Origin of the sequence: Halorhodospira sp. 9622, from assembly GCF_022228025.1 — a bacterium.
Taxonomy (GTDB): Bacteria; Pseudomonadota; Gammaproteobacteria; order Nitrococcales; family Halorhodospiraceae; genus Halorhodospira; species Halorhodospira halophila_A.
Window position 1 is genome coordinate 59,530 of sequence record NZ_JAJNRE010000011.1, and the last position, 19,122, is coordinate 78,651.

The following is a 19,122-nucleotide window of genomic DNA, read 5'->3' on the forward strand; positions in this document are numbered from 1 at the left end:
GGCCTACAGGCAGAAGCGGTGGATGAAGCGGCGCAGCAGCGCCACGGTGGGCGCCAGGCGCTCGATGGCGATGGACTCGTCGGGCTGGTGGGCCTGCTCGATCTCGCCGGGGCCGAGGACCACCACGTCCATGCCCAGCCGGGCCAGGTAGGGCGCCTCGGTGGCGAAGGCCACGGCACCGGCCGGGTGGCCGGTGACCGACTCGGCGAAGCGCACCACCTCGGCGTCCGCTGGCGTGGCCATGGGCGGATGGGCCGGGAACAGGGGGCGGCGGGTTAGGTGTACGGCGTCGTCGCCGAGGGCCTCGGCCAGGCGCCGGTCGAGTTCCTGCTGCAGTGCCGCCGGATCCATGCCGGGCAGGGGGCGCAGGTCGATGTGCAGCTCCGCCTCGCCGCAGATGCGGTTGGGGTTGTCGCCGCCGCGGATGTGCCCGAGGTTGAGGGTGGGGTGGGCCACGGCGAAGCGCTCGTCCCGGTGGCTGGCGGCCAGTTCCTCGCGCCAGGCGATCAGGGCGTTGAGCACCCGGGTCATGGCGTCCAGGGCGTTGCGCCCCAGGCGCGGGTCGCTGGAGTGCCCGGCCCGCCCCTCGATGTGGAGCGCCTCCATCATCATGCCCTTGTGCACGTGCACCGGGTGGTTGCGGGTCGGCTCGCCGACCACTGCATGGCGTGGGCCCAGGCCCTCCGGGTGGGCGTCGAGCAGGGCGCGCACGCCGTCCATGCCGCTCTCCTCGTCCGCCGTGAACAGCAGGGTCAGCGGCGCCTGTAGCTGTGCCGGGTTCACCTCGCGGGCCGCCTCGACGGCCAGGGCCAGGAACGCCTTCATGTCGGTCACGCCCAGTCCGTAGAGGCGGCCGTCCACCTCGCGCAGGCGCCACGGATCGCCGGACCAGCGCTGCGGATCGCAGGGGACGGTGTCGGTGTGCCCGCACAGGGCCAGTCCGCCCCGCTCCGGTGCCCGCGCTGGGGCCAGGGTGGCGGTGAGGTTGGTCTTCTCCGGCCGGCCGGGCAGGGCCTCGATGCGGCAGTCGAAGCCCAAATCCTCGAGCCAGCCGGCCAGCCGCTCGGTGATGCCACGGTTGCCCTGGTCGTGCTCCGCCTCGACGCTGCTCACCGACGGCTCGGCGACCAGCTCGGCGATCATCTCGTGCAGGGCCGGCAGCGGCGCGGTCACGGCGTTACAGCCCGCCGCCCCAGCTGTCCCGGCGGCGCGGGCGCAGATGCGGCAGGATCAGTCCGAGGATCAGCCCGCCCACCAGCACGCCGGCGCCAGCCAAAAACCACTCCTGGCGGCTGCGCTCGGCGAGGGCGGAGTTCTGCTCCTCCAGCTGCTCGTTGCGCTCGAGCAGCCGCTCCACCCGCTCCTGGAGCTGTTCGTTGGCCTCGACCAGCTCGTAGCCGTCGCTGGCGGCCTCCAGGTCGGCCTCCAGCTCCTCGATGCGCGCCTCGGCCTCGGCCAGCTCCTCGCTCAGGGCGTCCTTCTCTTCCGCCTGCCCGGTCAGTTCGTCCTCCAGCTCTGCGATCCGCTCCAGGGCGGCGTCGCGCTCTTCCTCAACCCGGCCGATGCGCACCCGGGCCGGCGGCTCGGCCATCAGGAAGCGCTCCTGCACCCAGCCCTCGTCGCCGCGGTTGTCGCGGACGTAGATCCAGTCCTCCAGGGCCGCCTCGCCGAAGCGCTCCTCGGCATCCTCGGGGGGGTCGAGGACCTCCAGGGGGGCGCCGGTGCTCAGGAAGCGCTCGATGGCGTACTGCGAGCCGGCACCGGTGCGGAAGGAGATGCTGATCTCGTCGCCGACATAGGCGGTCTGCGCCGTGACGGAGGTCGCCGGCAGGGCGGTGACCAGCGCGGCGGAGAGGATGACGACGGGGGCGGACTTGATGCGCACGGATGTCGCTCCAGCTTGGCCAATACGATGGCGTCAGTTTAACAAGAAGCAATCGCCGGATGGTGATGGGCATCGGCGCCGCTCCGGACCGGGTGCGATTGCGTGCCGCGCGACAGCACCGCAGAATACCGGGCTTCCTTTCAGGAGGCCCCATGGAGCAGCGACCCGTACTGCGCCTGAAATCCGGCGAGGAGCGGCGCCTGCGCGCCGGTCATCTGTGGATCTTCAGCAACGAGGTAGACACCCACCGTACCCCCCTGCGCGGCTTCGCCCCCGGCGAGCAGGTGGTGGTGGAGGATGCCCGCGGCAAGGCCCTCGGCTGCGCCTACGTCAATCCCAACTCGCTGATCTGCGCCCGGCTGGTCAGCCGCGACGCCAAGGTGTCGCTGGATCGTTCCACCCTGGTCCACCGCCTGCAGGTGGCCCTGTCCATGCGCCAGCGCCTCTTCGCCGAGCCGTGGTATCGGCTGGTCCACGGCGAGGCCGACGGCCTGCCCGGGCTGGTCGTCGATCGCTTCGGCGACTGTTGCGTGGTTCAGCCCAACACCGCGGGCATCGAGCGGCTCCAGGCCGAGGTCCTGGATGCCCTGGCGAAGGTGGTCGGCCCGGCGCATGTGCTCTGGCGGGCGGATAACAGCGTGCGCGAGCGCGAGGGGCTCGACCGGCGGGTGGAGTGGCTCGGCGCCCCCGGGCCGGAGGAGCTGGAGGTCCGCGAGGCGGGCCTGCGCTTCCAGGTCCCGGCGGTCAGCGGGCAGAAGACCGGCTGGTTCTACGATCAGCGCGGCAACCGCCAGCGCCTGGCGGCCTATGCCGGCGACGCCCGGGTGCTCGACGCCTTCTCCTACGCCGGCGGCTTCGCCATCGCCGCCGCCGTGGCCGGGGCCCGCGAGGCGGTGGCCGTGGAGCGCTCCGCCGAGGCCTGTGACCGGATCGCCGCCAACGCCGAGCGCAACGGCGTCGGCGACCGGGTGACGGTGGTCGAGGGCGAGGTGAACGACTACCTGGCGGTGGCCCGGCAGGAGGGGGAGCGCTACGACGTGGCGGTGGTGGACCCACCGGCGTTCATCAAGCGCCGCCGCGACCGCAAGGCCGGCGAGCGCGGCTACCGCAGCGTCAACGAGGCCGCGCTGCGTCTGCTCGGCCGCGACGGCGTACTGCTCAGTTGCTCCTGCTCGGCCCACCTGCCCGAGGAGCGGCTGTCGGGGATCCTGCTGGCCGCCGGGCGGCATCTGGATCGCTCGGTGCGCATCCTCGAGCGCGGCGGGCTCCCCGCCGACCACCCGATCCATCCGGCCATCCCCGAAACCGACTACCTCAAGGCGCTTTTCCTGCGCGCCGTGATCGCCACCAGCTTGCCCTGACCCCGGGTACGCTGCACCCTGTGAATCGTGCCCACGGAACCCTGATCAAGCATGCCCATCCCGCTCCCTCCCCGTGAAACCATCCGTGACGACGTCGCCCGCGCCCTGGCCGAGGACGTCGGCGGCGGTGATCTCACCGCCGCCCTGGTGCCGGCCAGCCGGCAGGCCGAAGGCCACGTCGTCGCCCGCGAGGCGGCGGTGCTCTGCGGCAGCGCCTGGTTCGATGAGGTCTTCCGGCAGCTCGACCGGGCCGTGGGGGTGCGCTGGCTTCACGGCGACGGCGATTGGCTGGAGCCGGGCACCGAGGTCTGCCGGATCCAGGGGCCGAGCCGGGCGGTGCTCACCGGCGAGCGCACGGCGCTGAACTTCCTGCAGTTCCTCTCCGGGACCGCCACCACGGCACGGCGCTACGCCGATGCCCTGGCCGGCACCGGGGTGCAGGTGCTCGATACCCGCAAGACGGTGCCCGGGCTGCGCGCCGCTCAGAAGTACGCCGTGCGCGCCGGCGGGGCCGACAATCACCGCTTCGGGCTGTTCGACGCCTACCTGATCAAGGAGAACCACATCGCCGCCTGCGGCGGGCTCACCCCGGCCGTTGAGGTGGCGCGCCTGCGCGCCGCGGGGACGCCGATCACCGTAGAGATCGAGGACCTGGCGCAGCTCGACGAGGCCATCGCCGCCGGCGCCGACGTGGTGATGCTCGATAATTTCGATGCCGACGGCATCCGTCAGGCGGTGGAGCAGGCCGCCGGGCGGGTGGCCCTGGAGGTCTCCGGCGGGGTGGATCTGGACGCCGTGCGCGGTCTGGCCGCCACCGGCGTGGACCGTATCTCCGTCGGTGCCCTGACCAAGCACGTCCACGCCCTGGATCTCTCGCTGCGCCTCGACGCGGCCGGCTGAGTCGGTCCCCGCCCGATGCGGGCGAGGTGCCCTGTTGCGCAGGGGGCTGGCAAGTCGGTTGCAGCGGGATCTGGTAGTGCGCTTGCCTTGCCGCGGCGCTCTCCACTAGTCTCCGCCCATGCTCGTCTATCCCGATATCGACCCGGTCGCCATCCAGCTCGGGCCGGTGGCCATCCACTGGTACGGCCTGATGTACGTCGTCGGCTTCCTCGCCGCCTGGGGGCTGGGGCGCTGGCGGGCGCGTCGGCCGGACAGCCCGGTGACCGGGCAGCAGGTGGACGACCTGGTCTTCTTCGGCGCGCTGGGGGTGATTGTCGGCGCCAAGCTCGGCTACCACCTCTTCTACAACCTGGATGGCCTCGCTGCCGACCCGCTCTCCCTGCTGCGGCTCTGGGAAGGCGGCATGTCCTTCCACGGCGGGCTGCTCGGGGTCACCGCTGCGCTGGGGGTCTACGCCTGGCGCTACCGGATCCCGCTGCTGGGTCTGACCGATTTCGCCGCGCCGCTGGTGCCCATCGGCCTCGGCGCCGGGCGGCTGGGCAACTTCATCAACGGCGAGCTGTGGGGCCGGCCCTCCGAGGTCCCTTGGGCCATGGTCTATCCGCCGCTGGGTGACGAGGCGCGCCACCCCTCGCAGCTCTATCAGATGGGGCTGGAGGGGATCGCCCTGTTCGTGCTGCTGTGGTGGTTCTCCGCCCGACCGCGGGCCCGCGGGGCGGTCACCGGTCTGTTCCTGACGGCGTACGGGGGCTTCCGCGCCTTCGTCGAGTTCTTCCGTATGCCGGATGCGCACATCGGCTACCTCGCCTTCGGCTGGCTGACCCTGGGCCAGGTCCTCACCCTGCCCATGATCCTCGGCGGGGTGGCGCTGTTGCTGTGGGCCTGGCGGCGCCCGGGCGCGGCCGCCTGATCCGCCGCCCAGCGCCGGGTTACAATCCCGCCCGGTTGCAACCATCGGTTCCGGCGCGCCGGAGGGGCGCACGGCGCCGGTTCCCATCCATGGTTTGAAGGAGCACTGCATGGGAGTGATCCGCACGGGGCGTCGGCGCCCCGCATTCGGCTGGCGTCTGCTCGCCGCGCTGCCCCTGCTGGCGCCGGCGACGGCGCTGGCGGTGGACTGGGACGTCTACGGTCGTGTGAACCTGAGTATCGAGCGCTACAGCGGCGGTGGGTACGGCGCCTGGGATCTGGCCAGCAACTCCAGTCGCCTGGGTTTTGACGTCGAGCACCAGCTGGAGACCGGGCTGACCGTCCTCGGCGAGGTCGAGCAGCAGATCGCCTTCAACCGCGGCGACGGTCTGGAGTGGGCCTCGCGCAGTGCCCTGCTTGGCCTGCGCGAGTCCTGGGGCACCCTGCGCCTGGGTTACATGAACTCGGCGGTGAAGGACCTGCGCGGAAGCTTCGATCTGTTCAGCGGCGAGATGGGCGATTCGCGCAACATCCTGCGCGGCGAGCACAGCCCGCACTTCGACAGCCGCTTCCCGGCCGGGGTGCGCCTGACCACGCCGGAGGGCGAGGGGTGGGGCTTTGATCTGCACTACAGCTTCGACACCCAGGACAGGGACGATGACCCGCCGGCGGATGACAACGATCGCCAGGCCTACGCCGCCGTGGTCGATTACCAGTGGCCGGCGCTGCGCCTGGCCCTTGGGACCGAACGGTTCTTTGGCGACGAAGACGAGGATGAGGGCGAGGTCTTTCGCCTGGGCGCCGAGTGGGCGATCGGGGACGACTGGACGCTGATCGGCTTTGGCCAGCGCTCCAAGGAGGCGTGGGAGGTCAATGATGAATACGAGGACGCCGACGGTTACGGCCTCGGCCTGCGCCACCGTCTGGCCGATGACCTGGAGCTGCGCGGGCAGTACTACGCCATCGACGCGGACGCGAGTGGTCACGGCGGGCGCATGGCGGTGATTGGCGCCGTCTTCCACGCCGATGAGCGCACCCGGCTCTACGTCACCTACGCCAACCTGAACAACGACTCGGAGTCCCAGCTGGTGCCGTGGTACCACGGCCGGGTGGCCGGTCCGGAGGCGAGGACGAGAGGGTGCGTGACGGTAGCTCCACCTGGGCCGTGGCCAGCGGCGTGCGCGTCGACTTCTAGCGTTTAGCCTTCCCTCGTACCGAGGAGGGTGGCAGCCGGTTGTGTCCCTGCGCGGTGGAGGCCCGGGCGCGGGGACGCCGTCCATCCATCCCTGGAGGCTTCACGGCCGCATCCCTGCGGCCGAGACCCCGCACCCGGGCCTCCACCGCGCAGGCGATACGCCCCTCTCTCACGCGTCGCCGTTGGCCGGTGTCCGCCCGAGCAGGGGCAGCCCCGCCCGATCGGCGATCCGTTTGCGCGCCTCGTCGGCCAGCTGCCGGCGGTCCCGCTGCGCGGCCGGGATGGGGTCCAGGAAGTGGATGTGGACCTCCACCCCGTGGCCGGCCGCCCACCAGGCGCTGTCCAGCATGCGACGCTCCGGCACCAGTTCCCCCAGATCGTCACCGCGGTGGCGCGGACGGTAGCCGATGGCCACCGGCTGCACTGCGGAGTCGGCCTCGTGGGCGGCACGGAACAGCCGCGGGCGGAACGGCTGGATGCCGAATTCGGTGCTGATCCGGCCCTCGGGGAAGAAGATCACGGCATCGCCCCGGCGCAGCCGCTCGGCCATCTCGCCGGCGGCCCGCTGCGCTGCGCCGCTGTGGCCGCGGCCGATGAACAGGGTGCCGAGGTTGCGGGCCACGCGGCCGACAATCGGCCAGTCGCGCAGCTCCGCCTTGCTCAGGAAGGTGTCCGGCACCAGGGCGAACAGGGCAACGATGTCCAGCCAGGAGAGGTGGTTGGCCACCAGGAGGGCGCCGCGCTGCGGGCGACCGTGCCGGTGAAGGCGGACGCGCATCAGGGCCATGAGGATCCGGTTCCACAGGGCCGCGGCGTGGCGCCCGAGCCGCCGCGAGAGCAGGCTGGCCCCGGTGACCCACAGCCCGCCGAGGAGCAGGTGGACGAGGGCCAAGGCGAGGATCAGGGCCGCCCGTACGCGGCGGGCCACGCTCATTCGCCGTGCCCCGCACGCCGCTCGACGAGCCGGCGGATGACCCGCGAGAGCCCGTCGTTGAGCAGCTCATGGTCGTCGAGCAGCTTGGCCTGCCCGTCGGCCACGGCCGCGGCGAGCGCCTCGGTGCTGCGCTCGAGGACCTTGAAGCCGGCCCGGTTGGCGAAGATCAGCCGACCATCGGCGGTGTGCCCGGCCAGCCGGACGCGCAGGCGCTCGCCCTGTGCCCCGCCGATCTCCATCCAGGTCCCTTCGGGCAGGGCGGCCACCCGGCGCACGTCCCCCTCGCGGTGGCTCGCCGCGGCGGTATCGTCGTTCCTGGCGCTGAATTGGGCCAGCCCCGGATCGCCGCGGGTCAGGCAGTTCAGGTACTCGGCCTCCAGGGCGCGGAGCACCTTGCTGACCTCGAAGGGGTCATGGAGGACCTCGCGCAGGCCGTCGGCCACCTCGTGGAGGAGCAGGGGGATCTCCAGGACCAGCCGTCGGCGCGAGGTGGCATCCGGCGGGGTGTCGACGCTCCAGACCAGGCGCTCCATCACCGCGCAGTGGCGGACCCAGTTCTCAGAGTCCGCGCCGTCGCTCAGGTGGATCAGCAGCAGCAGCCGTGCCCAGGCGTCCCGGATCAGCTGCTCGATGAGTGCCGGCGGCCGGCGCCCCTCCAGGCAGCGCTCGATCTCCTCGCTGACCCGCTGCCGGGCCGCCTCCACACGGTCGCGGCTGCGCACGGCGCGTGCTGCGAATCGGGTCTCGTCGGCGACGCTGGTCGCCGCCGATGGCCCGGCGGGGTCCGCCGCGCCGTCGCCGGTGAGCTGCGCCACCGCCTCGCGGTGTAGATCCGGCAGCATGCGGCCCACGGCGTCCCCGAGCGTTTCGAGCACCACCTCCTGTGCCGGGGCGGCGAGCGGCGGGCGTTGCTGGACACGCAGCAGCAGGTCGGCCACCTGCGCTGCGGCCAGCGGGTTGAGCGGCTCGCGCACGCGCACCGTGGGGAGGGCGGCGTCCAGGGCGCGGGTGGTCGGCTCGGTCGTCGCTGCGGTGCGGCTGCGCAGATCGGTCAGAATGCGCGCCGCCGCGCTGTGGTGCGCCGGGGTGGGTGGCGGGTCAACGGCCGCCGGGTCGATGAGCCCGGCGAAGCGGTACTCGAGACCGGCGCGCAAGACCTCTTCCATGTCGTGGTGGTGCAGTCGGACCATCTGCATGTCTTGGCGGTAGGCGTCACCCTGCTCGCCGCCGCCGGCCAGCTCGTGGAGCCGCTCCTGCGCCTCGTGCAGGCCCTGACGCAGCGATCCCACCAGACGGCCCTCGACGTGGCGGCGCAGCCGCTCGATCCGACCGGGGATCGCCCGACCCTGACCGCGTTCGGTGCGGGCGAGGTAGACGACATTGTCCGGGGGGTGCTCGATCATATCGGCTTCGCTCATGGGTCGGGAGGATACCCGCGACGGGCAGATGTGAGAAGGCGACTCAACGGGTTACCGGCGCCCCTGCAGCTGCGCCAACTTGTCAGCCCCCGGAGCATCGGGTATCTTCCACAACCGTTGTCTGCCGACGAGACCGTCAGGAGATCGGCCTCGCATGCTTGCTGCAGTACTTTCCGGATTCGTGCTCGCCGCCCTCGTGCCGTGGCTGCAGCCCGTCCTGGGCCGCCGCGCCGGCTGGGCCTTCGCCGCGCTGCCCGCGGTGCTCACCCTCTATTTTGCCACCTTCCTGCCGCAGATTGTCGGCGGCGAGACGGTGTGGATGGAGTACACCTGGGTGCCCGGGCTCGACGTCAACCTGTCCTTTTACGTGGACGGGCTGTCGCTGCTCTTCGCCCTGCTGATCTCGGGGATCGGCACCTTCGTCCTGCTCTACGCCAGCGATTACCTGGATGGCGACGAGCGTCAGCCGCGCTTCTACGTCCACATCCTCGCCTTCATGGCGTCGATGCTGGGCCTGGTGCTCTCCGATAACCTCATCACCCTGTTCATCTTCTGGGAGCTGACCAGCATTACCTCGTACATGCTGATCGGCTACGACAACGAGGATGCCAAGGCGCGGCGCTACGCCCTGCAGGGTCTGCTGGTGACCGTTGGCGGTGGTTTGGCGCTGCTCGCCGGTTTCATCATGCTGGGGATCGTCGGCGACACCTACACGATCTCCGAGCTCCTGAAGCAGGGCGATGTGATCCGCGAGCACGAGTGGTACGTGCCGCTGACCCTGCTGATCCTCCTCGGCGCCTTCACCAAGTCGGCCCAAGTGCCGTTCCACTTCTGGTTGCCGCGGGCCATGGCCGCGCCGACCCCGGTGTCGGCCTACCTGCACTCGGCCACCATGGTGAAGGCCGGCGTCTTCCTGCTGGCCAAGCTGCACCCGGCACTGGGTGACACCACGCTGTGGATGACGCTGCTGCCGCTGGTCGGCGCCATCACCATGTTCACCGGCGCCTACTTCGCCGTGCGCAGCACCGGGATCAAGGGGGTGCTGGCCAACTCCACGGTGATGGCCCTGGGTACGCTGACCATGCTCGCCGGTATCGGTACCGAAGGGGCGATGATCGCCTTCGGCGCCTTCCTGCTGGCGCACTCGCTCTACAAGGGCGCCCTGTTCCTGGTCGCCGGCGCCCTCGACCACGAGACCGGCACCAAGGACGTCCTCAAGATGGGCGGCCTGCGCCACGCCATGCCGAAGACGGCGGTGCTGGCCGCGGTCTCGGCCCTGTCACTGGCCGGCATCCCGCCGCTGTTCGGCTTCCTCGGCAAGGAGCTGATGCTTGAGTCGGTGCTGGAGGCGCCCTACCTCTCGGCGGTGCTGGCGCTGCTGGCCCTGGGCACCGCCGTGCTCGTGGTCATTGTCGCCGGCATCGTGGCCATCCGGCCGTTCTTCGGCGAGCGCACCGAGACCCCGAAGGAGCCCCACGAGGCGCCGCCGGGGATGCTCGCCGGGCCGGCGGTCCTCGGTGTCCTGAGCCTGCTCTTCGGGGTGTTCCCGTTCATTCCCGAGGGGCTGATCGGTGCCGTGGCCTCATCGCTGGCCGGTGAGCAGATCTCGGTGAGCCTCTCGCTCTGGCACGGCGTGAACCTGCCGCTGGTCATGTCGCTGTTCGCCATTGCCGCCGGCGCATTCCTGTTCACCCGCTGGGATCAGGTGCGCGAGGCGATGGCCCGGTACGACTGGCTCTATGAGCGCGGCCCGGAGGCCGGTTACTTCCGCACCCTCGACGCCCTGGTCTGGAGTGCGGACTGGCAGACCCGCGTGCTGCAGAACGGTTACCTGCGCCACTACATCACCACCACGGTGCTGACTACCGTGCTGCTGGTCGGCTACACCCTGGCCACCCGCTACGACGGGGGCTTCGGCGCCGGCCTCGAGGTCTACTTCTACGAGTGGATCATCGCCGGTGTGCTGATCGCCTCAGTGCTCTTCGCCTGCGTGACCAACTCGCGGCTGGGGGCGGTGGCGTCGCTGGGCGTGATGGGCTTCACCGTGGCGCTGATCTTCATCCTGTTCAGCGCCCCGGATCTGGGCATCACGCAGATCCTGGTGGAGACCCTGACGGTGATCCTGCTGGTCCTGGTGCTCTTCCGGCTGCCCGGCTTCATGAACTTCTCCACGCCGCAGCAGCGGGTGCGCGACGGCGTGGTGGCCGCGGTGATGGGCGTGCTGGTGACCTCGCTGCTGCTGATCACCATCGATGTCCAGTTCGCCGAGCCGATCTCGGCCTACCACCTAGATGAGAGTGTGCCGCTGGCCCACGGCCGCAACGTGGTCAACGTGATCCTGGTGGACTATCGGGCGCTGGACACCCTGGGCGAGATCTTCGTCGTCGCTCTGGCCGCCATCGGCGTCTACGCCATGGTCAAGTACCGGGTGACCGGTGAGAGCAGTCCCGCCGAGAAGGAGGACAACCAATGATCCAGCCCGGGTCCCTGATCCTCTCGACGATGGCGCGGCTGTTGCTGCCGCTGCAGCTGCTGTTCTCCGTCTTCATGCTGCTGCGCGGTCACGACCTGCCCGGCGGCGGTTTCATCGCCGGGCTGGTGGCCTCCTCGGCGTTCATCCTCTACCTGTTCGCCTTCGGCGTGCCGGCCACGCAGCAGGTGCTGCGGATGGATGCACGGACCATCGCCGGGGTCGGCCTGGTCATCGGCACCCTGGCCGCCGTACCGCCGATCTTCATCGGCGAGCCCTTCTTCAAGGCGCTGTGGTGGTATCCGGAGATCCCGTTGATCGGGGAGGTGAGCATCAACACGCCGCTGATCTTCGACGTCGGGGTCTACCTCACCGTGCTCGGCTCGGTGCTGGCCATCGTGGTGAGCCTGGCGGAGGCGGAGGAGTAAGGCTATGGAACCGTTAATGGCCGTCCTGGTGGGCATCATGTTCGCCGCCGCCATCTACATGATGCTGCGCCGTTCCATCGTCAAGCTGGTCATCGGCCTGATCCTGCTCTCCAACGCGGCGAACCTGCTCTTCTTCACCGCCGCGGGGATGACGCGGGGAGCGCCGCCGCTGATCCCCGAGGGCGCCGACGGGCCGGTGGGCGCGGTGGGTGATCCGCTGCCCATGGCCCTCATCCTGACCGCCATCGTGATCGCCTTCGGCGTGCTGGCCTTTGCGCTGGTGCTGATCAACAAGGCGTATCAGGTGGTGCAGGCCGACGATCTGGATCAGATGAAGGATACGGACACGTGAGTCTGCAAGTCGCCATACCGGTACTGCTGCCCCTGCTGCTGGGCGCCGTCTCGCTGGCGGTCCACCGCCACCTGACCGTGCAGCGCTGGCTGGGGGTGCTCGGCACCGGCGCGCTGCTGGCCAGCACCCTGTGGCTGCTGCACACGGTCTGGCACGAGGGCGTGGTGGTGATGCACATGGGCGACTGGAAGGCGCCCTTCGGCATCACCCTGGTCGCCGACCTGTTGGGCGCCATCATGGCGGTGCTCACCGGCATCATGGGCTTCGCCACCGCCGTGTACTCTACGGCCACGACGCCGCGCGGGCACGAGCACTACGGCCACTGGCCGCTGCTGCACCTGCTGCTCGCCGGTGTGGCCGGCGCCTTCCTGACCGGCGACGTCTTCAACCTCTACGTCTGGTTCGAGGTGATGCTCGTCGCCTCGTTCGCGCTGCTGATCCTCGGCGGCGAGCGGGCGCAGATGGAGGGGGCGATCAAGTACGTCACCCTCAACCTGCTCTCGTCGATGATCTTCCTCTCGGCGGTGGGCATCACCTACGGCCTGGTCGGCACCCTGAACATGGCCGACATGGCGGTGAAGCTCGCCGAGGTGGATCAGCCCGGGCTGGTCACCGTGCTGGCGGCCATGTACATGGTCTCCTTCGGTATTAAGGCCGGTGCCTTCCCGCTCTTCTTCTGGCTGCCGGCGAGTTACCACACCCCGCCGATCGCCATTTCGGCGCTGTTCGCCGGCCTGCTGACCAAGGTCGGTGTCTACGCCCTGTACCGGGTGTTTACGCTGATCTTCACGCAGGAGGTCGCCTACACCCACGAGATCCTGCTTTGGGCGGCCGGCTTCACGATGATCACCGGCGTGCTGGGTGCCGCGTACCACTACGAGGTGCGCCGCATCCTCTCGTTCCACATCATCAGCCAGATCGGCTACATGATCATGGGCCTGGCGCTGTTCACGCCGTTGGCCCTGATCGGCGGTGTCTTCTACATCGCGCACCACATCATCGTGAAGACGAATCTCTTCCTGGTCGCCGGCGTGGCCTACCGGATGCTGGGCAGCTACGAGCTGCGCGACCTGGGCGGGCTCTACAAGCACCGGCCGTTCCTGGGGCTGCTCTTCGCCGTGCCGGCGCTGTCGCTGGCCGGCCTGCCGCCGTTGTCCGGGTTCATCGCCAAGCTGATTGTCATCTGGGCCGGCGTCGAGCAGGCTTCCTGGGGGATCGTCTTCGTGGCGCTGCTCACCGGCCTGCTGACCCTCTACTCGATGACCAAGATCTGGCAGGAGGCGTTCTGGCACGGGGTGCCCGAGCATGTGCAGGACACCTCGGTGCTCATCGGCGAGCGGCGCGACCCGGGCCTGTGGGCCATGTATCTGCCGATCGCCGGGCTGGCGCTGCTGACCCTGTTCATCGGTCTTTACGCGCAGCCGCTCTACGAGCTGGCCGAGGCCTCCGCCAAGCAGCTGCTTGATCCGCAGGTCTACATCGACGCCGTGCTGGAGGAGGGTGCGCAGTGATCCCATTCGCCTGGAACGTCGTCCTGGCCATGGTCTGGGTGGTGCTGACCGCCAACTTCAGTGCGGTCAATGCCCTGTTCGGCTTCCTGCTCGGCTATGGCGCCATCGCCGTGATGCAGAACCAGCTGCCGGCGTTCGCCGGCTACGGCCAGCGGGTGCCGCGGTTCATCCGTTTCGTGTTCTTTTACATCTGGGAGCTGATCAAGGCCAACGCCCGGGTCGCCTACGATGTGGTCACGCCGGAGTGGGGCATGCGGCCGGGGGTGATTGGTGTCCCGCTGGAGGCTCGCACGGACGGCGAGATTACGGTGGTTGCCAACCTGATCAGCCTGACCCCGGGGACGCTGTCGCTGGACGTCTCCACCGACCGGCGGGTGCTCTACATCCACGCCATGTACATCGAGGATGAGGAGGCGCTGCTGGATGAGGTCAAGGAGCTGGAGCGCCGGGTGCTGGAGGTGATGCGCTGATGCTCGGGATTGCCGCAACCCTCGTCTTTGCCATGCTCTCGGCGTCGCTGGTGCTGGCCTTCGTACGCCTGGCCAAGGGACCGATGCTGCCCAATCGGGTGGTGGCGCTGGAGCTGATCGCCTCGATCCTGGTCGGGTTCATCGGCGTCTACGCCATCCACACCGGTGTTGACCACTTCATCGACGTGGCCATCGTCTTGGCCCTGCTCGCCTTCATGGCCGCGGTGGGGTTCGCCCGCTATCTGGAGAAAGGGGGGCCGCGGGATGACTGATTTCCTGCAGGAGCTGATCGCCTCGGTCCTGTTGCTGCTCGGCGGCGGGTTGATGCTCATCGCTGCGGTGGGCCTGTACCGCCTGCCGGATCTGCTCACCCGGATGCACGCCACGACCAAGGCCGGCGCCCTGGGGGCGGCGCTGATCATCGCCGGGGTGGCGGTGCACTTCGCCGACGCCTCGGTGACGGCACGGGCGGTGGCGATCATCGTCTTCATCGTGCTCACCGCCCCGGTGGCCGCCCACGTCATCGGCCGGGCCGGCTACTTCGTCGGTGTGCCGCTGTGGGACGGGACGATCAAGGATGAACTGCGCCACCACTACGACCCCGAGACCCACGTCCTGCGCAGTGGGCTCGAGGATCGGGACGAGCACTAGTCCTCGTCGCGCCGCCGTGAGGCGAGCCGTTCCAGGGCCTCGCGCAGCGCCGGGTCGCTGCTGGTGGCGGCGGCCCGGCGCAGGGTGTTGGCGGCCTGCTCGCTGAGCGGCCCGGGTCCCTGGAGCTTGCGCGGGGCCGACGAGGCCGGGGCGACGCGCACGGTCACCCGCCGCGGCCGCTGCCCGGAGATCGCCTCGGCGGCGTCCTGGAGCTGGCGCGACAGGTAACGAAGCCGCGTTCCCCAGCCGCTGCCGTCGGCGATCAAGACCATCTCCTCCTCATCCAGTCGGGCTAGGCGCCAGTGGCCCTGCGTCTCCGGCGGCAGGTTCCGCTGCAGCCGCCGCCCGAGCCGCTCCAGCCCACGGGCGTGGTCGATGACGGCGCGCAACGGCCCGGGGCGCTGTGCCAGGCGCGGCGCGATCCGGTGCAGTTTGCCCTCACGGCGCGGAGGGCGGGCCGGGTTGAAGCGTTTCGGGTCGCTCATGTCGTCGGAGTCTCCGGTCCCCGGCGCTCGGATGCAAGGGGGACCGCGCCCCGGTGGGCTGAATCGGCGGCCGACGCCTTACCCTCCCGCACCGATTATCTGTATCCTGTTGGACTTGACTTCGCCGGAAATCTGTATCGAGTGCCCATGTTTTCAGCCATCGCCAAACGCGTCTTCGGAACCCGTAACGATCGTGCGCTGAAGCGTCTGCGCAAGCGGATCGAGGCCATCAACGCGCACGAGCCGGAGCTGCAGAAGCTATCCGACGAGCAGCTTCAGGCAAGGACCGAGGCGTTCAAGGCGCGGCTCGCGCAGGGCGAGACCCTGGACGATCTCCTCGAGGAGGCGTTTGCCGTCGTGCGCGAGGCCTCGCGCCGGGTGCTGGGCCTGCGCCACTTCGATGTTCAGCTGCTCGGCGGCATGGTCCTGCACGACGGCAACATCTCGGAGATGAAAACGGGCGAGGGCAAGACCCTCGTCGCCACGTTGCCGGTCTACCTCAACGCCCTGACCGGTCGCGGCGTCCACGTGGTGACTGTCAACGACTACCTGGCCCGCCGTGACGCCGAGTGGATGGGCCGGCTCTACCGGTTCCTCGGCATGGAGGTGGGCGTGGTGGTGCCGCGCCAGCCCCGCGAGGAGAAGATCGCCGCCTACCAGGCCGATATCACGTACGGCACCAACAACGAGTTCGGCTTCGACTACCTGCGCGACAACATGGCCTTCCGCAAGGAGGACAAGGTCCAGCGGGATCTCTACTACGCGCTGGTCGACGAGGTCGATTCCATCCTCATCGACGAGGCCCGCACGCCGCTGATCATCTCCGGCCCGGCGGAGCAGGCCGGCGAGCTCTACGAGGCGATGTCCCGGCTGGTGCCGCGCCTGGAGGCGCAGAAGCCCGAGGAGCGCCCCGAGGAGACCCCCGAGCTGGGACCGGGTGACTACTACGTAGATGAGAAGGCCCGCCAGGTGTATCTCACCGAAGGGGGCCATGACCGGGCCGAGGAGCTGCTGCGCGAGGAGGGGCTCATCGGCGAGAACGACTCGCTCTACGATGCGCGCAACATCAACGTGGTCCACCATCTCAATGCGGCGCTGCGGGCCCATACCCTCTACGAGCGCGACGTCCACTACCTGATCCGTGACAACCAGGTGGTCATCGTCGACGAGTTCACCGGGCGCGCCATGCCCGGCCGGCGCTGGTCCGAGGGTCTGCACCAGGCAGTGGAGGCCAAGGAGGGCCTGCCCGTCCAGGCCGAGAACCAGACCCTGGCGTCGATCACTTTCCAGAATTACTTCCGGCTCTACGACAAGCTGGCTGGTATGACCGGCACGGCGGATACCGAGGCCTTCGAGTTCCAGCATATTTACAGCCTGGAGGTGCTCTCCATCCCCACCCACCGGCCGATGGTCCGCGCCGATCATCACGACCTGGTCTACCGCACCGCCGACGAGAAGTACGAGGCGATCATTGCGGATATCAAGGACTGCGTGCAGCGCGACCAGCCCGTGCTCGTGGGCACCACCTCCATCGAGGCCTCGGAGCGCCTGTCCAAGGCGCTCAAGGAGGCCGGCGTGGAGCACAACGTGCTCAACGCCAAGCACAACGAGAGCGAGGCGCAGATCATCGCCGACGCCGGCCGGCCGGGTGCGGTGACCATCGCCACCAACATGGCCGGTCGCGGCACGGACATCGTCCTCGGCGGCAACCTGGACCAAGAGCTGGCCGAGCTCGGCGATGACCCCGACCCGGCCGAGGTGGAGCGGCGCAAGGCCGAGTGGCAGGACCGCCACGACCGGGTGGTGAATGCCGGTGGTCTGCACGTGATCGGTACCGAGCGCCACGAATCCCGCCGCATCGACAACCAGTTGCGTGGGCGCTCCGGGCGTCAGGGCGATCCGGGGTCGTCGCGCTTCTACCTGTCGCTGGAGGATTCGCTGCTGCGCATCTTCGCCTCGGAGCGCATGTCCGGCATGCTCCAGAAGCTTGGCATGGAGCACGGCGAGGCCATCGAGTCGGGCATGGTCTCGCGGGTGATCGAGAACGCCCAGCGCAAGGTCGAGGCGCACAACTTCGACATGCGCAAGCACCTGCTGGAGTTCGACGACGTCGCCAACGACCAGCGAAAGGTGGTCTACGAGCAGCGCAACGAGCTGCTCGAGGCCGATGACGTCTCCGAGACGGTGGACGCCATCCGCCAGGACGTGGTCGACAAGGTGATCTCCGAGTACATCCCGCCGGGGTCCATCGACGAGCAATGGGACGTCGCCGGGCTGGAGCGTACCCTCAAGGAGGAGTTCGGCCAGGAACTGCCCGTCCAGCGCTGGCTCGACGAGGACGACAGCCTCCACGAGGAGACCCTGCGCGAGCGCATCCAGTCCGAGATCGAGAAGGCCTACCGGGCCAAGGAGGCCGAGGCGGGTGCCAGCGTCGTGCGCCACTTCGAGAAGGCGGTGATGCTCCAGGTTCTGGACAAGCACTGGAAGGAGCACCTGGCCGCCATGGACTACCTGCGCCAGGGGGTGGGGCTGCGCGGCTATGCCCAGCGCAACCCGAAGCAGGAGTTCAAGAAGGACGCCTTCGCCATGTTCCAGGAGATGCTCGAGGGCCTGAAACGCGACGCCGTCGGCGTGCTGCTGCGCGTCCAGGTCCGCGCCGAGGAGGACGTGGAGGCCGTCGAGGAGCAGCGCCGGCAGGAGGCGGAGCGTATGCAGATGCGCCATGCCGCGCCGGCCTCCGCCGCCGCAGGCGCCGTGACTGCCGCCGGGGGGAGCGCCTCGGCGGCCGAGGGCGAGGGCGCGCGCGGCGGCGATGGCCGGCAGCAGGCCGCCGGGGGGCGGGGGCAGGAGACCGTGGCCCGCGAGGGCCCCAAGGTCGGGCGCAACGATTCCTGCCCCTGTGGCTCCGGCAAGAAGTACAAGCACTGCTGCGGGAAGCTCTGAGATGTCGGGCGCAGATGCGGTGATCCATCCAGTGCCCGGGTTCCGCCTTGGTACGGTCTCGGCCGGTATCCGCAAGCCCGGGCGGCCGGATCTGGTGGTCATGGCCTTGCCCGAGACGGGGCGTGCCGCGGCGGTGTTCACCCGCAACCGCTTCCGGGCTGCTCCGGTGCGCATCGCCGAGCGCCATCTGGCCGCCACCGCGCCGCGTTATCTGCTGATCAACACCGGCTACGCCAACGCCGGGACCGGCGAGCGTGGCGAGGCCGACGCCCTGGCCTGTTGCCGTGGCGTGGCCGAGCAGGCCGGATGCCCCGTCGAGGCCGTGGTCCCCTTTTCCACCGGCGTGATCGGTGAGCCGCTGCCCGTCGAGCGCATCACTGCCGGCATCCCCGGGGCGTTCGAGGCGCTGGAGGAAAACGGTTGGCAGGCGGCGGCGGTCGGTATCCAGACCACGGACACCCGGGAGAAGATCGCCAGCTACCAGGTGACGCTGGCCGGCGGTACCTGCACGGTGACCGGGATCGCCAAGGGGGCGGGGATGATCCGCCCGGACATGGCCACCATGCTCGCCTTCCTGGCCACCGATGCCGAGATCTCCGATGCGGCCCTGGCCGACTGCCTGCGCCGCGCCACCGAGCGATCGTTCAACCGGGTCACCGTCGACGGAGACACCTCCACCAACGACGCCTGCCTGTTGGCTGCCACCGGGCAGGGGCCCCGGGTGCCCGATGAGGGGGGCGACTTCGAGCGCTTCCAGGCCGCCGTCGAGGCGGTCTGCATCGATCTGGCCCGGGCCATCGCCGCCGACGGCGAGGGGGCAACGCGGCTGGTGGATGTCGCGGTCGAGGGGGCGCAAGATACCGCCGAGGCCGAGCGGGTGGCCTTTACGGTGGCGGAGTCGCCGCTGGTCAAGACCGCCCTCGCCGCGGCCGACCCCAACTGGGGCCGGATCCTCGCGGCCGTCGGCCGGGCAGGCATCGACGACCTCGACGTCGATGCCGTGGTCCTGTCCATCGGCGACCAGGTGGTTGCCCAGCGCGGTGCGGTTGCCCCCGACTACGACGAGGCGGCCGCCGCCGCGTATCTGGCCGGCTCTGAGGTGCGCCTAGGGGTGGACCTCGGCCGCGGTGGGGCGGCCGCCACCGTGTGGACCTGCGACCTCACCGCGGAATACGTCCGCATCAACGCCGAGTACCGGACCTGAGCGAGA

General features: G+C 69.8%; 18 protein-coding genes. 13 read left to right on the plus strand and 5 right to left on the minus strand.

Going from position 1 to position 19,122, the window contains the following annotated elements:
- Nucleotides 1-3: 3 nt before the first annotated feature.
- Together argE and LRG07_RS08010 are read right to left on the minus strand one after the other, a co-directional pair.
- Nucleotides 4-1,173, minus strand: a complete 1,170-nt coding sequence (gene argE, locus LRG07_RS08005) for an acetylornithine deacetylase (protein WP_238642114.1) — start codon at nucleotides 1,171-1,173, stop codon at nucleotides 4-6.
- Nucleotides 1,174-1,177: 4 nt separating this feature from the next.
- Nucleotides 1,178-1,885, minus strand: coding sequence for a TIGR04211 family SH3 domain-containing protein (locus LRG07_RS08010; RefSeq protein WP_201172273.1), 708 nt, complete (start codon nucleotides 1,883-1,885; stop codon nucleotides 1,178-1,180).
- A gap of 152 nt (nucleotides 1,886-2,037) precedes the next feature.
- Here LRG07_RS08010 and LRG07_RS08015 point away from each other — a divergent pair, with 152 nt between their 5' ends.
- The 4 genes from LRG07_RS08015 (at nucleotide 2,038) to LRG07_RS08030 (ending at nucleotide 6,257) form a co-directional block, all read left to right on the plus strand.
- Complete coding sequence (locus LRG07_RS08015; protein WP_238642115.1) at nucleotides 2,038-3,246, plus strand: class I SAM-dependent rRNA methyltransferase; 1,209 nt, start codon at nucleotides 2,038-2,040, stop codon at nucleotides 3,244-3,246.
- Between the two features lie 51 nt (nucleotides 3,247-3,297).
- Entirely contained in the window at nucleotides 3,298-4,146 is an 849-nt protein-coding gene (nadC, locus tag LRG07_RS08020; protein ID WP_201172269.1) for a carboxylating nicotinate-nucleotide diphosphorylase, read from the plus strand.
- Between the two features lie 118 nt (nucleotides 4,147-4,264).
- A complete protein-coding gene (gene lgt, locus LRG07_RS08025) occupies nucleotides 4,265-5,056 on the plus strand; it encodes a prolipoprotein diacylglyceryl transferase (protein WP_238642116.1) in 792 nt (263 codons plus the stop codon).
- 109 nt (nucleotides 5,057-5,165) lie between these two features.
- Entirely contained in the window at nucleotides 5,166-6,257 is a 1,092-nt protein-coding gene (locus LRG07_RS08030) for a porin (RefSeq protein ID WP_238642117.1), read from the plus strand.
- A gap of 162 nt (nucleotides 6,258-6,419) precedes the next feature.
- Here the strand turns inward: LRG07_RS08030 and LRG07_RS08035 are convergent, their stop codons facing one another.
- Both LRG07_RS08035 and LRG07_RS08040 read right to left on the minus strand, forming a co-directional pair.
- Nucleotides 6,420-7,184 (minus strand): 1-acyl-sn-glycerol-3-phosphate acyltransferase, encoded by a 765-nt coding sequence (locus tag LRG07_RS08035; protein WP_238642118.1) that lies wholly within the window; start codon nucleotides 7,182-7,184, stop codon nucleotides 6,420-6,422.
- The gene (locus tag LRG07_RS08040; RefSeq protein ID WP_238642119.1) at nucleotides 7,181-8,602 is read right to left on the minus strand and encodes a DUF1631 family protein; all 1,422 of its coding nucleotides are present in this window, start codon (nucleotides 8,600-8,602) and stop codon (nucleotides 7,181-7,183) included. Before LRG07_RS08040 ends, LRG07_RS08035 begins: the two co-directional genes overlap by 4 nt.
- Before the next feature lie 154 nt (nucleotides 8,603-8,756).
- Between LRG07_RS08040 and LRG07_RS08045 the strand changes: the two genes are divergently transcribed.
- Genes LRG07_RS08045 through mnhG form a run of 7 tightly spaced genes read left to right on the plus strand, consistent with a single transcriptional unit; the run spans nucleotide 8,757 to nucleotide 14,484 of the window.
- Nucleotides 8,757-11,075, plus strand: coding sequence for a putative monovalent cation/H+ antiporter subunit A (locus tag LRG07_RS08045; protein WP_238635666.1), 2,319 nt, complete (start codon nucleotides 8,757-8,759; stop codon nucleotides 11,073-11,075).
- Complete coding sequence (locus tag LRG07_RS08050; RefSeq protein WP_238642126.1) at nucleotides 11,075-11,500, plus strand: Na+/H+ antiporter subunit B; 426 nt, start codon at nucleotides 11,075-11,077, stop codon at nucleotides 11,498-11,500. The genes LRG07_RS08045 and LRG07_RS08050 overlap by 1 nt, the downstream gene beginning before the upstream one ends.
- 4 nt (nucleotides 11,501-11,504) lie before the next feature.
- Nucleotides 11,505-11,852 carry a Na+/H+ antiporter subunit C gene (locus tag LRG07_RS08055; protein ID WP_201172237.1) on the plus strand — a complete coding sequence of 116 codons (348 nt, stop codon included), beginning with the start codon at nucleotides 11,505-11,507 and terminating at the stop codon, nucleotides 11,850-11,852.
- Complete coding sequence (locus tag LRG07_RS08060) at nucleotides 11,849-13,363, plus strand: Na+/H+ antiporter subunit D (RefSeq protein WP_238642120.1); 1,515 nt, start codon at nucleotides 11,849-11,851, stop codon at nucleotides 13,361-13,363. The genes LRG07_RS08055 and LRG07_RS08060 overlap by 4 nt, the downstream gene beginning before the upstream one ends.
- Nucleotides 13,360-13,833, plus strand: a complete 474-nt coding sequence (locus LRG07_RS08065) for a Na+/H+ antiporter subunit E (protein WP_201172233.1) — start codon at nucleotides 13,360-13,362, stop codon at nucleotides 13,831-13,833. The genes LRG07_RS08060 and LRG07_RS08065 overlap by 4 nt, the downstream gene beginning before the upstream one ends.
- Nucleotides 13,833-14,105 carry a monovalent cation/H+ antiporter complex subunit F gene (locus LRG07_RS08070; RefSeq protein ID WP_201172231.1) on the plus strand — a complete coding sequence of 91 codons (273 nt, stop codon included), beginning with the start codon at nucleotides 13,833-13,835 and terminating at the stop codon, nucleotides 14,103-14,105. The genes LRG07_RS08065 and LRG07_RS08070 overlap by 1 nt, the downstream gene beginning before the upstream one ends.
- Nucleotides 14,098-14,484 carry a monovalent cation/H(+) antiporter subunit G gene (mnhG, locus tag LRG07_RS08075; RefSeq protein ID WP_238635668.1) on the plus strand — a complete coding sequence of 129 codons (387 nt, stop codon included), beginning with the start codon at nucleotides 14,098-14,100 and terminating at the stop codon, nucleotides 14,482-14,484. The genes LRG07_RS08070 and mnhG overlap by 8 nt, the downstream gene beginning before the upstream one ends.
- Here the strand turns inward: mnhG and LRG07_RS08080 are convergent.
- Nucleotides 14,481-14,969, minus strand: a complete 489-nt coding sequence (locus tag LRG07_RS08080) for a DciA family protein (RefSeq protein ID WP_201172229.1) — start codon at nucleotides 14,967-14,969, stop codon at nucleotides 14,481-14,483. The two genes, mnhG and LRG07_RS08080, sit on opposite strands and share 4 nt — an antisense overlap.
- 147 nt (nucleotides 14,970-15,116) lie before the next feature.
- Between LRG07_RS08080 and secA the strand changes: the two genes are divergently transcribed.
- Both secA and argJ read left to right on the plus strand, forming a co-directional pair.
- Nucleotides 15,117-17,912, plus strand: coding sequence for a preprotein translocase subunit SecA (gene secA, locus LRG07_RS08085; RefSeq protein WP_238642121.1), 2,796 nt, complete (start codon nucleotides 15,117-15,119; stop codon nucleotides 17,910-17,912).
- Nucleotide 17,913: 1 nt separating this feature from the next.
- A complete protein-coding gene (gene argJ, locus LRG07_RS08090) occupies nucleotides 17,914-19,116 on the plus strand; it encodes a bifunctional glutamate N-acetyltransferase/amino-acid acetyltransferase ArgJ (protein WP_238642122.1) in 1,203 nt (400 codons plus the stop codon).
- The last annotated feature ends 6 nt before the right edge of the window (nucleotides 19,117-19,122 follow it).